This is a genomic window from Pyrobaculum calidifontis JCM 11548 (assembly GCF_000015805.1).
GTDB lineage: Archaea > Thermoproteota > Thermoprotei > Thermoproteales > Thermoproteaceae > Pyrobaculum > Pyrobaculum calidifontis.
On the sequence record NC_009073.1, the window covers coordinates 1917929 to 1930875 of the forward strand.

Consider the following 12947-nt stretch of genomic DNA (forward strand, 5'->3'; position numbering starts at 1 on the left):
TCCGTTATTTATCTCCAGGACTTAAGAAGAGGTGTAGGGAGGGAGGGGGTAAATTGAAAATTCCTGTGTAGAGGTGTGGGGCCTGTGGAGGTACCAGTGGTGTCTAGGTGGCAGATAGAGGACTTGAAAAATAGGTCTCGGGAAGTGTCCTTCGACTTAGAGCTTACCAAGAGCCGGGTTGAATATGTGGGCGGGTTTGCCAAGTTTGAGTACCGGGGCGTCTGGTACGAGGTGGCGTTGGACGAGCTTCCAGATGTGGACGAGGAGAGCTGTGAAGTATATGCATATGTGGAGGGGACGTGGCGCGAGTTGTCGATAGCTGAGAGCCGGTTTTATAAGCTGTGCGTGTTTAAGAGGGGCTGGGCCCCCACCTTGATGATAGATGGAATCACTATGCACAGCGTCTTGGAGGACCCCATGGTCATAACCGCGCGGAAGATTAGGAGAGTCGGCGGGCGCGTCTTTGAGTGTTGCACCGGCCTCGGCTACACAGCAATTGAGGCCTTGAGGAGGGGGGCTAGGCAGGTGGTCACCGTGGAGGTGGACCCCAACGTGTTAACTCTGGCCATGTACAACCCCTTTAGCAGAGGACTCTGGTCTCCTGCGGTGGATATAGTGGTGGAGGACTGCTTGGTCTTCATCGCCGCTGTTAGAGACTCGTCGTTTGACTACGTAATACACGACCCCCCGAGACTTAGCCATGCCACTCAGAAGCTGTACTCTGAGGGTCTTTACAGAGAGTTTTACAGAATTTTGAAAAGGGGCGGAGGGTTGTTTCACTATGTGAGTCAAACCGGCGTGAAGTACAGGGGGCTTAATCCACTGCGCGGCGTAGTGGAAAGGCTTAGCAAAGTGGGGTTCGTCGTAGAGGGGGCGGAGAGCGGAATTGGGGTGTATGCGAAAAGGCGCTAGAGGAGGTGGGGCACTCTGTTTAAGACAACGCCGCCTTCTGCAACGTAGACCATGTCCTCTATTCTTACGCCGCCTACGCCATCGATGTAGACGCCTGGCTCAATGGTTATAACTTGGCCTCTCTTCAGGACCTCTTTAGACGTGGCATAGAGCCGTGGGGGCTCGTGTACTTCAACGCCGACGCCGTGCCCCGTGGAGTGGATGAAGTAGTTGGCAAAGCCGTACTCTCCGAGGACGTCTCTCGCCGCCTTGTCCACATCTGCGGCCGGCGCGCCTTCCCTTACCGCCTTCTCTGCGGCCTTTACTGCCTCATATACGGCGTATACCGCGTCTTTGAGTACGGGCCCCGGGTTGCCCATTAGGAGAGTCCTAGTCATGTCTGAGCAGTACACGTCCTTCTTAGCCCCTATGTCCACCACCACTAGGTCGCCTTGTGTAATCTTCCTGTCCCCAAAGCGGTAGTGGGGGAAGGCGCCGTTGGGCCCTGAGGCCACTATTGGGTCAAAGGCAACGCCGTCTGCGCCCTCCTCCATAAACCACTTGTAGACCAGAGCCGCCACATCTCTCTCCCTTAGTCCGACAAGCCTCATTTCGCCAAGCCGTAGAAAGGCCCTCTCAGTTATCTTAAGAGCTTCTCTCATAAGTTCTAGCTCCCACTCCTCTTTAACGCTACGCAAGTCCAACAGCTCTGTAGACACGTCCACTCCCAACTCCTTGCTGTCGGAGGCTACTCTCCCCTGGAGCCTCTTGGCAACGTCCAGGAAGCTGGACGCTATCTCTAACTCCTCCCCAGGCCTCCTTGGGGGCAACTCTGTGGAAGCCAACGCTACGATTTTGTCTACGGGGGCGGTGGCCTTTGCTCTGGCGTAGTCCAGCCTAGATACATACAGGGTGGCGCGTCCCGTGGAGAGCTCTAGGACTAGCCCCAACGCGTCTGGCATACCCACCGCGTAGGCCAAGTTGGGGCTCTTTGTGAGAACCAAGTAGTCGAAGCGTTCTGAGAACGCCTTTGCCAGCTTTTTCAAGTTCCGCATGGCTAAAAATGGGCCTTATTTAATCTCTTCAGCGGCACGGGCTTGTCGTATTTTCTCACCACTGTGAAGTAGATCACTGTCACGACGTCCCTGTCACCCACCTCGCCGTATATCTCGCGTAGCTCGTTTATCAGCTCTTCTCTGCTTGTAAATCCCTCGGCCTCTACTACCTCTTCGCCGAGTTTTCCCAGCTCGGTGTAGTACACCCTTGTGATGAGGGCCTCGGCGTATATTTTGTCGCAACAGACTATGTATATGAGAGAGAGCCTCGGCTTCACTACGCCGTATCTAACAGTGACCCTCTTCCTCCCGCTTAGTACGCTCTCCAAATACTTCTCTTTGAATCTAACGAAGGGCCCTATGTCCACCTCTCTGCCCACAGACAGCCGAACCTTTATATTAATCAACCTTATGTACCCCGTGTGCGAGGTCGCCGCCGTGGAAGACCGCTTGGTCTTCTCAGGCCCCGAGCTTGAGACCGTAATGGCGTATCTAACCGTGAGAAACGTGGCGGAAAGGGTAGAGGTGAGAGACGGGGCCCTTCACATAACGCCCCAGCTCCCGGAGTTGGCCAGCGCCTTGAAGGCCTTGTGCAACTCCGACGTCTCGTCGCTTCTCCTGGACGTAAAAGAGTCGTTGTTGCACATGGGGTGGCTCGTGGAGGGGGGGAGGGACATTGTAAAAATTAGGAGAAGCAGGAGGGCTGGCGTTAGCGGCTTTATAACGTTTGAATACGACAAATTGAACAGAACGGCGTCTGTGGTAACAACCCAGCTCTGCCTCGCCGGGGAGCTACAGAGGCTGGGGTTTGAAGTGTCAGCGTCGAAGTACCTCCTAGAGGCGCGGAGGCACGTGAACTCCCTGGTGGAGGCCATAGAGCTGGAGGAGGAGCTGAGCAAGCTGACATGTTAGCGCTTATACTCCTAGTAGCTCAAATCGCGGTAGTGGCCTTCGCCGTGTATACGGGCCGGCGGAGGCTTAAGGCCATGATAAACGACGCACAAAACCACACAGAGGAGCTCGTGAAAGAGGACTTGCCCGAGGTGGACAAGTCCATCCTAAAGCTACTGGCCGAGAGACAAGGCGTCGTGTACCAGAGCGAGATTATGAAGGTGTTAGGCCTTCCTAAGAGCACGGTACACAAGGCGTTGAGGAGGCTCAGCGAGGCTGGCTACGTCGAAATACAAAAACGCGGTCGGCTTAACGTCGTTGTGCTTAAACGTCCTACTTCAGAGGCTTCAACAACTTAACTTCGCCGTATTTGCGCAGAGTGTCGATTATCAGCGGGAGGGGGGCTTCCTCCAAGCCGCTGTAGCCCGCAAGTCTTACGTCGTCCTCTGTAACTCTGATAAATCCGCTTCCAACCCTAATAGTGACCTCTTTTGGCCCATAAACAATCTTAAACCTCTGCCTAGCCTCAGCCAGCAACTTAGCTATCTCGGCGGCTAGGGCCAATTGCTCCTTAGTAGGCTTACCCCGCGGCTTTCTCTTCTTCAGCTCACTCAAGTCCTCTTGAGAAAAGTCGCCCTTCACTACGCCTTTAACCTTATCCACCACCACTAAGTTCCCCTCGTAGTCTACTACCTCTACGTTCTCGCCTCTCTCCACCCTAGCCACTAGCTCTTGTAACGTTATCTTCTCCACGGGGGGCTCAAATATTAAATTTAAAACGTTTAGCCGGACGTGGACTCCGCTTCCCCAGCCTCCGAATATCTTGCACACTTGTCCAAGTGCCCCTCCTGTGGGAGAGATATGGAGGTGGTCAACCAGTTTCTGAGAATAGACCAGCTGACGGGCAGGAGAGTCTTTGAGAGAAGTCTAACGTGTAAGTGGTGTGGTATAAAAATTAGGCAGTATGTACAACTATGAGCAGGGCAGTGCTCTACAAAAGGTCGGAGGAGTTAAAACAGCGCTACTCCCTCTACGGCTTGTTCACAGCCGTGTTCTACCTAGTCACTCTGCTGGTCGGCGGGGTAGTATACGCCTCGAGTAATCTCCCAGTGTACTTAAGCAGAAACGCCGCGGCGGCAAGCGGCTACGGCGATGTCATTTTTCTACAGAGCATCTTGGTCCTCATCTCCTTTATACTTCTGGCAACGTCGGCGCTTTTGATCTTCCTCTCCAGGGCAACTACATCCAGGGGAGAGTTTGCGTCGAGCTTTAAACTCCTCTACTCAGCAATTGTAACCGCTGGGGTTGCTCTGGGCTTCTCCGCCTCTGCCGCAGCGCCGCCAGCCTCGGGGATAGTGGGCTGGCCCCTCTACCTCTACCTAGCCCTCATCGCCGCCTCTCTAGCCATGACCATTTTCGCCATTACAATCCTAAGAGGCGTCACCAGCTACTATGCGCCTAGGCGGAAGTAGCGCGCCGGATCGCCTGTCTTCTCAATAAGAGATAAGCTGACAAGCGCGTTTAGCAGGTTGTTCAAAGGCGCCTCCAGCCCTTCGCATTTGAAAACGGCGCAAAACGCTTTCAACGGCTGGTATAAGTCGAGCTTTACCACATACGGCGTTTTAACAAGCCTAGAAATCACGTCGCCTTTAAACACGGCTGATACCCACGCCGGAAATGCCCGCTCCTTTCTCTCCCGCTCCAAGAGTTTTACAAGTCCCATTAGGCTTTTGAGGAATACAACCCCCAGCTCAACTCTGTCGTATTTCTCCAGTTGCCGCGTTATGTGCTTCCCTAAGTCTATGTAGACGTCGAGCACTGGCTCAAGGCGCTTCATGAACTTGACGCCCTCCACCGCCATGTCGCACTTAGCCTTGTCTGGACAAGTGGAGCAGGCATCGCCCAGCTTTTCTCGGGCACAGACGACGCATGTCCCAGTAATTTTACACATGTCAAGAGCCGGCGCCGTGAAGCCGCAGGAGGGGCAGGTGGCTATCCCCTTGGCAACCTCTAGATTGCCCACTAGTATAAATAGTCCCCCATATATAATTGACATGAGCGTCGCCATAGTGGCGGAGGCCCAGACGCCGGATGAGCCAACGCGAGATATATACTTCGAAGTCAAGAAGAGGGGGCTTAAGACTAGGTATATACCTATACAGAGGCTATCTGTCAGAGTAGCCGAAGGGGGAGCCGTGGTGGAGACGCGCAGAGGGCCTCTCGACGCCTCGGTGGTTGTGGTAAGGGGGCTGGGGTATGTGGTAGACAGCAACACCTTAATGCGGCGTGTGTCCACAATTAGAATCCTCGAGAGAAGCGGCGTGGCAGTCATAAACCCAGTAGACGCGCTTATGACGTGTAGAAATAAGCTGGAGAGCATATACCTCCTCAAGCTCGCGGGCATTAGAGTCCCCTACACGGTGGCCACGGAGGACTTATACTACGGATACGCCGCCGCTAAGGAGATGGGGAAGGTGGTGATAAAGCCCATACAGGGTAGCCGGGGCTTCGGCGCCATGATGTTCAACGACCCAGAGGTGGCCTTCCAAGTAATGCGCACGCTTCTTGTGGCGAGGAACCCCCTCTACATACAGCAGTACATAGAAAAGCCAAATAGAGACATAAGGATAATAGTAGTGGACGGAAGGCCCATCGGCTGTATGTACCGGGTGTCTAACAGCTGGAAGACCAATATAGCGCAGGGCGCTGTGGGCATTCCTTGCAAGCTCGACGCCGAGTTAGAGGACATAGCGGTCAAGGCCACTAAGACGCTGGGCCTCGTCTACTCCGGAGTGGACATAGGCGAGGGGAGAGAGGGCTATGTGGTGTTTGAGGTCAACGCGAGCCCCGACTGGCGGGGGTTTAAACAAGCCACTGGGATAAACCCCGCCGTGTACTTAGCCGACTACATAGAGCGCGTGGCTAGGCGATAATTATTTTACCTCCCACGAGAGCGGCCCTGTGACTAAGTGGATTTTGAAGTGCATGACATGCGGCGAAGAGAGGATACTCGACGTGGGGTTTAATCTGGCCCTCTTTGGGGGGAAGCTCTTCATATACTGCAGGCGTTGTAAGGCCAATAGAGAGCACCTAATACTGGGGTGCCTAGACGGCGAGTGCCCAGCGAGTGGGGCAGATGTAATAGATTAGCAGATGAGCCTCAGTTGTATAATGCTACTGGTTATTAGGTGAGAAAGCGCGTTGATGCTCCCCAACGTGTTTAACACCTTGCCCAACTCCTCCGCCTCCTCTGGGTCAAGCTTGTCTAAGATCCGCTTTGCCTCCAGCCTCTCCCTCTTCTTCTCAAGCTCCGCCTTTAGCTGAGACAGGGACTGGTTGACAGAGGCCATGCTCTTCTCCATGTCTAGGCAGGCTTGCCTAAGCCGCCTCTCCCTCTCCTGCAACCTCTTTATCTGCTCGTTGTACACGTCCATCCCTATGACTCCCTTTAGCAGCGCCTCCTCAAGCTTGTGGTAAGACTTGTCCAGCTCTCCTCTGGCCTTCTTCAACTCCTCAATCATCTTGTTAACTTCTCTGACCTTTATTTCGAAGAACTTGGGCAACGCCGAGACGTCTAAGTCCACGTACTCCCTAGTTATCTTAACCCTGGTGTTGGAAGTGTCTAGGTAGTACGTCTGCCCATTTGCGTCCTTTACCTCAAGCGAGACGAGCTTCTTCCTCTTTACGTCGAACTCCCCCTTCTCAGCCACGCCTATTAACAGAACTCCGCCAATGTAGACGGGCTTCCCTCTGACGGTGGGGAGCTTTACGTCCTTCTCCTTCTGCTTAGCGACAGCGCCGAAAAGCCTCCAAAACACGTAACACGCCGCACAGGTATTAATATAGCCAAGGTTCAAGATACGGTGTATACGCTTGAGCAACTACATGAGGAGATAAAGAGGTGTACAAGGTGTCCACTGCACAAGACTAGGCGCAACGCTGTCCCTGGCGAGGGGAGTGGAAGACTTGGCATAATGATAGTCGGCGAGGCGCCGGGCTCCAGCGAAGACGAGCAAGGCAGACCCTTCGTGGGAGCGGCGGGCAGTCTGTTGAACAAGACGTTGTCGACGCTAGGCGTAGAGAGGGGGGACCTCTATATTACAAACGTGGTGAAGTGCAGGCCGCCGGGAAACAGGACGCCTACGCGCGAGGAGGTGGCCGCCTGTCTACCATATCTACTGCGCCAGATAGAGATATTGAGGCCTAGGCGCATAATTGCGCTTGGCGCAGTAAGCGCCGGCGCACTCCTGGGGCTCATTGGGCGCCAAGTGGAAAGAGTTGGAGATGTGAGAGGCAAGTGTTTCCGTGGGAAAGTGGCGGGCGTTGACGTAGAGATCTGTGTGACATATCACCCAGCGGCAGTCCTTAGAAACCCAAGGCTTAGAGGGACGTTTGCAGAAGACTTGGCGGCTTTCCTAGGCGGGGGAGGGCTTGAGCGGTACTTCTAAAAAGTTTAATAGGTGTAGTATGTCCCGTGGACTTTCTGTGCGCTAGGCGCGGGTGCTCTGCCGAGGATCACCTGAAGGAGTTTGACTATGGGTCTAGCCGCTACGGCCTTGGACATGTCAAGAGGGCTCTGTTGAACCTCACCGCGGAGCAGATGGCGGTGTTGCAGAAGATCAGCGTCAACTGGGTTAATACGAAGAACCCCATCTACATGTTTCTCTCTGGGAGCGTCGTAGTTGACTGCATATGGGACGACAGTTTGTGCAAACACTTGGATGCCATTAGTAAATCCGGCGCCGCGGAGCGCCAGGGCTCCGCCTTCTACCTGCCTTACACGTTGCTCAGCGAGGAGGTGCTAGAGAACCTGCCCCTCCCCGAGCTGTCCGAGGAGGACTATGAGATCAAGAGACCCTACGTAGTAAGCCTCAAGGGCATAGCCGGTGAGGCGGACGTAGTTGAAGCATTGGCGTCTTTCTTCGAAAGGGCCTCGGTGTTTCTGGGGAGGAGGATTGCCAAGGTTGTGAGGAAGGTGCCATATGTGCCTCAACTCGCCAACAAATACACAGACAGGATTGATATACTCTTAAAGGGGGTTGACAACAGCTTGATCGGATTTAGCTACGTGGACGTGACTAAGACATACCACCTGGGGTTTACAGCTGCCAAAAATCTCTTGATGTATGGGCTCGACTACGTAGTCATACTCCACCCATATGTTGACCACGACTTTCACAAGGGCGTAGGTAATAGAATTAAGAACCGCTGGGACATCGCGGAGGTGGGCTACGCATCGGTGAATTTGATGGAGGAGGAGGTGCACATGTACAAATTGCCTAGGGCTAACAGGTACCTAAAGATGAGCCTCTCTGCGCAGAAGTACTCCAGCCTAATTAGGGACTACGTGGAGACGCTATGAGGACTTTTGAACGCGCCTATTCCATCCTCTTTGGCAAGTCTGCCAAGAACATAGCCGTCGTAGCAACGCTACTGCTGGCTCTACTGGCTACGATTGAGAGCTTGAGCCACCCACTTGCCCTACTTTACTACGCCGTATTTACGCTGGCCATGTTCGCCGTAGTGTTTGTGGCAGAGAGAGACGTGATTAATCCCAGGAGGGCTTATTACGTCTCCGCCGTGTCGGCCACTGCGACGGCGTTATTCGACGTGTTGTTTAAAAAGCCGCCTCTCGCCTTTGCCCTAATTGGCGCCTCCATAGTTGCCGTCGTTTTGCAGTCTCTCAAGTGCAAGTCGCCGGCCTTCTTAGCCCCCCTCTTCACAACCTCGGTTTTATACTATGCGCTAGGGTTCGCCGCCCTAGCCGTGGCCACGTTACTATACGCCGCCGTTATATACGGCATAAAGCCCGTGATTAACAGAATAACCGGCGGCCTAGATGCCATGTGCATGTTTTCTAGCTTTATATACGCAGTGTTTGCCGAAGACGACGTAATAGAGGACGCGTTTAGAGAGCTTGGAACTGTGGAGAGAGTCCCTCTTCACCTCTACGTAATTGGCAAGAGGCATGTGGTAGTGGTATCAGACTTTCACCCTGGGCCTTTTAGGCATATTGGGGGAGGCATGTTGGTGGATATTTTAAACAGAGAGGTTGAGAAACTTGGCTTCACTTTCACGTTTTTACACGGCGTGGGTAGCCACGAGAGAGACCCCGTCTCTCAACATGCCGTATCTAAGATAGTCAACGCGGTTAAGGACGCCTTGTACTATATGCAAGACGGAGCGCCGGCAAGCGGCGTGGCTCCCACTAAAGTGGTTATTGGCGATGTAAAGTTGGTGGGATTTAGCTTGGGGACTTTGCCTCACCTCGCGGTTGTGAGTAGGGTCAACTCTGCCACAGATGATATTCCGCTCTGGGTTGCCCGGCGCGTAGAGGGCGGTATGTACGTACTTGTGGACGCGCAGAATAGGTTTGATGGAGTGGTGAGGTGGCGGGAGGCCGACGTGGAGAACTTGGCTGAGGCAATCAAAGCGCTACACGAGGCTCCCCACTGCGGCGCTTTCGAAATCGGCGTAGGCAAAGCCAGCGCGGAGCATATAGATCCGCTGGGGCTTGAGATTGGGCCAGCCGGAGTCTCAGCCATAGCAGTGACGTGCGATGGGAGGAGGGGGCTCCTCATAGTGTTCGATGGGAATAACTTAGACAGGAAACTTTACGACGAGTTAGTGAAGAGGTACGGGTCAAGGTACGACGTGGTTGAAATAGCCACTACAGATACTCACAGGTCTACCGGTGTCGGATTTGGCAAGGGGTACCGCGTGGTGGGCGAGAGGCTAAGCCACCAGCGAATTTTGGAGGTGGTGGACAGGGCTGTTAAAGCGGCAGAAGCCTCTCTAGGCCCGCATAGAGTATCATACCGGAGGCTAGAGGTGGAGGCGGAGGTCTTGGGGGAGCTGGGGTTTCAGAGAATTCAGAGGGCGGTCAGAGTATACAAGAGGGTCGGCGCGTTAATCGTGTCTGTGATATTTGTTTTGCCTCTGGTCGTAATTTCGCTGTTGGCATAAGGCTTATATACAGACACGAGGGGGTTAATCATGTCTCATGAAGTCCCAACGTCGGACGTGGTGTTGGAATACCTAGAGTCGATGATGGAGCGGCTGGATCAGTGGGTGAAAGAGCAGGAGAGACAGGTGAAAGAGCTGGAGTCCCACGGCGAGGCTATGAAGGCCGCCGACCGCCTCGCCTTGCTCTATTCGGCGCAGGCAATGTTGAACTACATAGCCAGGGTGTTGAAGGACTTTGAATCATGGCTCAGCAATCCCGTTGTCACCTCGGTAATGCCCGAGGACATGTTGAGGAGGCTGGAGGCCATGCTGAGAGAAGTCGCAATCAAGTTTATCCAGGTGGACATAGCCCACACCTCTGAGTACCGCGACCTACTGTCAAAGTTCGCAAAAGAGGGAAAAGTCCCCTCAATCCTAATGCTGTATGTACAACAGAGGCCCCAGCCGCCAACTAGGAGGAGAGGCGGCGAAGAGGGAGGAACCCCGAGGTTCTTCTAAGCCTTCAACTCCCTATTTAACTCTCAGAAGATATTCCTCTAGGCCGGTGTTTTCTCCGCTTTGGGAATGTGCGCCTCTGAGAGGTGGCGCCGAGGCTTCACTGCGGAGGACGTCTTGCCGCCGCCCTAGGTGATGTGGTCGGGCTTGTAGATGTCTATTCTGACTTTGTAAACTCCTGGAGCGTAGTCTCGTACGATTCTCCTGTTTATTACTATGCAGTTTGGACACACGTCGCGGACTATTGCCTCAGCTTCTGCAAACGGCGCCTCTTCTCGGCCAGTGTGGTAGAAGTGTACGACGCCTCCGCCGTCTAGACACTCTAGGGCTAGGGGGAGGTACCTATACGCGCCTAGGGGGAGCGTTAGGAGAACTCTGTCAAATTTCCCCCTGAGAAGCGGCGCAACTGTCGCAACGTCGCCGTGGATGCCCACCGCGTTTTTCACCTTGTTTATTCTAAAGTTCTCCACCATGTACTTGAACCCCCAGGGGTTGAGCTCCACTGCCACAATTAGCCTGGGCTTTGCCAATTTGGCTATTGCAATGGCGTACGGCGCCACTCCGGCAAATAGGTAGAGCACTCTCTCGCCCTCTTTCACCATCTTCGCCACGTCTAGTCTATCTGTCTGATCTCTAGAGGAGAAGTAGACCTTGGTGGGGTCCACCTTTATGTAGTACCCGTGTTCCTTGTGTAAAACCTCCGTAGGACCCTCAACCAGTACTTCAAACTCGTAGAGCCTATATTCGCCTCTCCTCCCACCCAGCTTTCTCAAAACTGCGCGTACGTGTTTATTCATCTGTGTAATCGCCTTGGCTATTACGTGTTTGTACTCCTCTAGCTCTGGGGGGATCTCTACCACCGCCACGGCGCCGCTCCGGGAGCCTATTATCTCAAATGAGGTAGGCACCTTGTCGAGTAGCTCCGGGGGAATTGCCCCAGCGACTCTTTCCTTAAGCGACATGCGTCACACATGTGGGGTGAGATGTATCAGTCCCTGACCCACTCGTCACATTGTCAGAAGGGTAAGTTGTCTTCATTAAATATATAAACACTCACAGGGGTTTAAAACGTGTCTACTAGGAAAAAGAAGGCGGATGCCGAGGTGGCACAGGCGGCTACTGTCGCGGCTAGCCCAGATATCGACGTGGAGGAGCTCGAGGGCATTGGACGTGTCACTGGGGCCAAGCTGAAGGAGAAGGGGTACTACACTGTGAGAGACGTGGCCTACGCCTCTGTGAAGGAGTTGGCGGAGATCGTCGGTAGTGAGGAGAGAGCTCAGCAAATTGTGGAAGCGGCGAGGAAAATGCTTGGGCTTCACTCGTTTATCTCGGCTTTGGAGGTGTACGAGAGGAGGAAGAAAATTAGGCGTATTTCCACCGGCGTGAGAGCACTTGACGAGCTACTCGGCGGCGGCATTGAGACTAGGGCCGTTACTGAGGTGGTGGGCGAGTTTGGCTCGGGGAAGACTCAGCTGTGCCACCAGCTGGCCGTCATGGTTCAACTGCCAGAGGACAGGGGCGGGCTGGGGGCCAAGGCTATATACATTGACACAGAGAACACCTTCCGGCCAGAGCGCATTATGCAGATAGCCAAGGCCAGGGGCCTCGACCCAGACCAAGCCCTTAACAACATATTCTACGCCAGGGCGTACAGCGCCGATCACCAAATGGTGCTAGTGGAGCAGGCCAAGTCGCTGATTAGACAACACAACGTGGCCCTCCTAGTGGTAGACTCAGTAATCGCCCACTTCCGCGCCGAGTTCCCCGGCAGGGAGAACCTCGCAGAGCGCCAGCAGAAGTTGAATAAGCACATCGCCGACCTCCTCAGGCTGGCCGACGCCTACGACGTAGCCGTCGTTGTCACAAACCAAGTGATGGCCCAGCCAGACGTCTTCTTCGGCAACCCGCTGAGGCCAGCGGGCGGGAACATCCTCGCCCACGGCGCCACCTACAGGCTGTGGCTCCGCAAGTCCAAGGAGAACATCCGCATTGCCAAGATATTCGACTCGCCCTACCACCCAGAGGGAGAGGTTTCGTTCCGCATTACCGAGGAGGGCCTCGTCGACTAGAGGAGCAACAGCCAGTTATACAAGGGGAGGAATTTGAAATTTGTCAATGCGAAGTCCCAGAACTGGCGATATAGTTGGTAGACCGGGTGCTCCGCCAGCCTATTGACGATTTGCAACGCTTCAGAGAGGCGACCTGCCAGCGCTAGGCTTATTGACACGTCGTTGGCAAACGTGCGCACTATGGTATACGCCACTGTGTCTCCCTCTATTACTCCAGGGCTGGCACGCGCCATGAGAAGTTCGAAGTCGACCTTTGCCACCATGGAGTCCACTAGTCTGAGTAATAGGGCTAGGGAGAGCTCCGCCGCAAGCTCGTCTTGTCTTACGTCGGGCGGTATCGCCCATATCTCAATTAGCTGGGGGTCGACAACTGCGTGCGAGAGGGCGACCTCCCTCAGAACTGCGTACTTGTCCAAGGGCAGAGATATGTCTAGCCTGCTCAAGTCCCCTACCTCTAGCCGTGTTCTCTCTGCTCCCACCACTACCACGTCGATGGGGGGTGGGCCGTAGGCGTTGAGCAACTCCGAGATGAGGCGGCGTGTTTCTTCGTCGACTTCTTTCAACCATATCATGTCCACGG

General features: G+C 54.3%; 19 protein-coding genes. 12 read left to right on the forward strand and 7 right to left on the reverse strand.

Annotated elements, in window-relative coordinates:
- Window positions 1-75 precede the first annotated feature (75 nt).
- Window positions 76-912 carry an RsmD family RNA methyltransferase gene (locus PCAL_RS10960; protein WP_193322725.1) on the forward strand — a complete coding sequence of 279 codons (837 nt, stop codon included), beginning with the start codon at window positions 76-78 and terminating at the stop codon, window positions 910-912.
- Here PCAL_RS10960 and PCAL_RS10965 read toward each other — a convergent pair.
- On the reverse strand, window positions 909-1946 hold the full coding sequence (locus PCAL_RS10965) for an aminopeptidase P family protein (protein ID WP_011850740.1): 1038 nt from the start codon (window positions 1944-1946) through the stop codon (window positions 909-911). The two genes, PCAL_RS10960 and PCAL_RS10965, sit on opposite strands and share 4 nt — an antisense overlap.
- A 2-nt stretch (window positions 1947-1948) precedes the next feature.
- Window positions 1949-2326 (reverse strand): ASCH domain-containing protein, encoded by a 378-nt coding sequence (locus PCAL_RS10970; protein WP_011850741.1) that lies wholly within the window; start codon window positions 2324-2326, stop codon window positions 1949-1951.
- A gap of 31 nt (window positions 2327-2357) precedes the next feature.
- Between PCAL_RS10970 and PCAL_RS10975 the strand changes: the two genes are divergently transcribed.
- Both PCAL_RS10975 and PCAL_RS10980 read left to right on the forward strand, forming a co-directional pair.
- The gene (locus tag PCAL_RS10975; RefSeq protein ID WP_193322726.1) at window positions 2358-2858 is read left to right on the forward strand and encodes a hypothetical protein; all 501 of its coding nucleotides are present in this window, start codon (window positions 2358-2360) and stop codon (window positions 2856-2858) included.
- Window positions 2852-3196 carry a helix-turn-helix transcriptional regulator gene (locus PCAL_RS10980; RefSeq protein ID WP_011850743.1) on the forward strand — a complete coding sequence of 115 codons (345 nt, stop codon included), beginning with the start codon at window positions 2852-2854 and terminating at the stop codon, window positions 3194-3196. Before PCAL_RS10975 ends, PCAL_RS10980 begins: the two co-directional genes overlap by 7 nt.
- Here the strand turns inward: PCAL_RS10980 and PCAL_RS10985 are convergent.
- Window positions 3171-3590 carry a hypothetical protein gene (locus PCAL_RS10985; RefSeq protein WP_193322727.1) on the reverse strand — a complete coding sequence of 140 codons (420 nt, stop codon included), beginning with the start codon at window positions 3588-3590 and terminating at the stop codon, window positions 3171-3173. The genes PCAL_RS10980 and PCAL_RS10985 overlap by 26 nt on opposite strands.
- Before the next feature lie 39 nt (window positions 3591-3629).
- On the opposite strand from PCAL_RS10985, the gene PCAL_RS10990 reads away from it, so the two are divergent.
- Together PCAL_RS10990 and PCAL_RS10995 are read left to right on the forward strand one after the other, a co-directional pair.
- Complete coding sequence (locus PCAL_RS10990; RefSeq protein WP_193323057.1) at window positions 3630-3815, forward strand: hypothetical protein; 186 nt, start codon at window positions 3630-3632, stop codon at window positions 3813-3815.
- A complete protein-coding gene (locus PCAL_RS10995; protein WP_011850745.1) occupies window positions 3812-4309 on the forward strand; it encodes a hypothetical protein in 498 nt (165 codons plus the stop codon). Before PCAL_RS10990 ends, PCAL_RS10995 begins: the two co-directional genes overlap by 4 nt.
- Here the strand turns inward: PCAL_RS10995 and PCAL_RS11000 are convergent.
- A complete protein-coding gene (locus PCAL_RS11000) occupies window positions 4288-4860 on the reverse strand; it encodes a hypothetical protein (protein ID WP_011850746.1) in 573 nt (190 codons plus the stop codon). The genes PCAL_RS10995 and PCAL_RS11000 overlap by 22 nt on opposite strands.
- Window positions 4861-4891: 31 nt before the next feature.
- On the opposite strand from PCAL_RS11000, the gene PCAL_RS11005 reads away from it, so the two are divergent.
- Both PCAL_RS11005 and PCAL_RS11010 read left to right on the forward strand, forming a co-directional pair.
- On the forward strand, window positions 4892-5770 hold the full coding sequence (locus PCAL_RS11005; protein ID WP_011850747.1) for an ATP-grasp domain-containing protein: 879 nt from the start codon (window positions 4892-4894) through the stop codon (window positions 5768-5770).
- A gap of 28 nt (window positions 5771-5798) precedes the next feature.
- Entirely contained in the window at window positions 5799-5987 is a 189-nt protein-coding gene (locus PCAL_RS11010; RefSeq protein ID WP_193322728.1) for a hypothetical protein, read from the forward strand.
- Here PCAL_RS11010 and PCAL_RS11015 read toward each other — a convergent pair.
- Window positions 5984-6655, reverse strand: coding sequence for an Atg14 domain-containing protein (locus PCAL_RS11015; protein WP_011850748.1), 672 nt, complete (start codon window positions 6653-6655; stop codon window positions 5984-5986). The two genes, PCAL_RS11010 and PCAL_RS11015, sit on opposite strands and share 4 nt — an antisense overlap.
- 45 nt (window positions 6656-6700) lie before the next feature.
- On the opposite strand from PCAL_RS11015, the gene udg reads away from it, so the two are divergent.
- From udg to PCAL_RS11035, 4 genes are read left to right on the forward strand one after another with little or no spacing between them, the layout of a single operon-like run.
- On the forward strand, window positions 6701-7285 hold the full coding sequence (udg, locus tag PCAL_RS11020) for a type-4 uracil-DNA glycosylase (RefSeq protein ID WP_011850749.1): 585 nt from the start codon (window positions 6701-6703) through the stop codon (window positions 7283-7285).
- Window positions 7286-7311: 26 nt separating this feature from the next.
- A complete protein-coding gene (locus PCAL_RS11025; RefSeq protein ID WP_011850750.1) occupies window positions 7312-8199 on the forward strand; it encodes a hypothetical protein in 888 nt (295 codons plus the stop codon).
- Window positions 8196-9803, forward strand: a complete 1608-nt coding sequence (locus tag PCAL_RS11030; protein WP_011850751.1) for a DUF2070 family protein — start codon at window positions 8196-8198, stop codon at window positions 9801-9803. Before PCAL_RS11025 ends, PCAL_RS11030 begins: the two co-directional genes overlap by 4 nt.
- 30 nt (window positions 9804-9833) lie before the next feature.
- Window positions 9834-10301 carry a DUF2153 family protein gene (locus PCAL_RS11035; RefSeq protein WP_011850752.1) on the forward strand — a complete coding sequence of 156 codons (468 nt, stop codon included), beginning with the start codon at window positions 9834-9836 and terminating at the stop codon, window positions 10299-10301.
- A 125-nt stretch (window positions 10302-10426) separates the two neighbouring features.
- On the opposite strand, the gene PCAL_RS11040 is transcribed toward PCAL_RS11035, so the two are convergent.
- On the reverse strand, window positions 10427-11260 hold the full coding sequence (locus PCAL_RS11040) for a class I SAM-dependent methyltransferase (RefSeq protein WP_011850753.1): 834 nt from the start codon (window positions 11258-11260) through the stop codon (window positions 10427-10429).
- A gap of 108 nt (window positions 11261-11368) precedes the next feature.
- Between PCAL_RS11040 and radA the strand changes: the two genes are divergently transcribed.
- Window positions 11369-12367 carry a DNA repair and recombination protein RadA gene (radA, locus tag PCAL_RS11045; RefSeq protein WP_011850754.1) on the forward strand — a complete coding sequence of 333 codons (999 nt, stop codon included), beginning with the start codon at window positions 11369-11371 and terminating at the stop codon, window positions 12365-12367.
- On the opposite strand, the gene PCAL_RS11050 is transcribed toward radA, so the two are convergent.
- Window positions 12364-12939, reverse strand: coding sequence for a hypothetical protein (locus PCAL_RS11050; protein WP_011850755.1), 576 nt, complete (start codon window positions 12937-12939; stop codon window positions 12364-12366). The two genes, radA and PCAL_RS11050, sit on opposite strands and share 4 nt — an antisense overlap.
- Window positions 12940-12947: the final 8 nt, after the last annotated feature.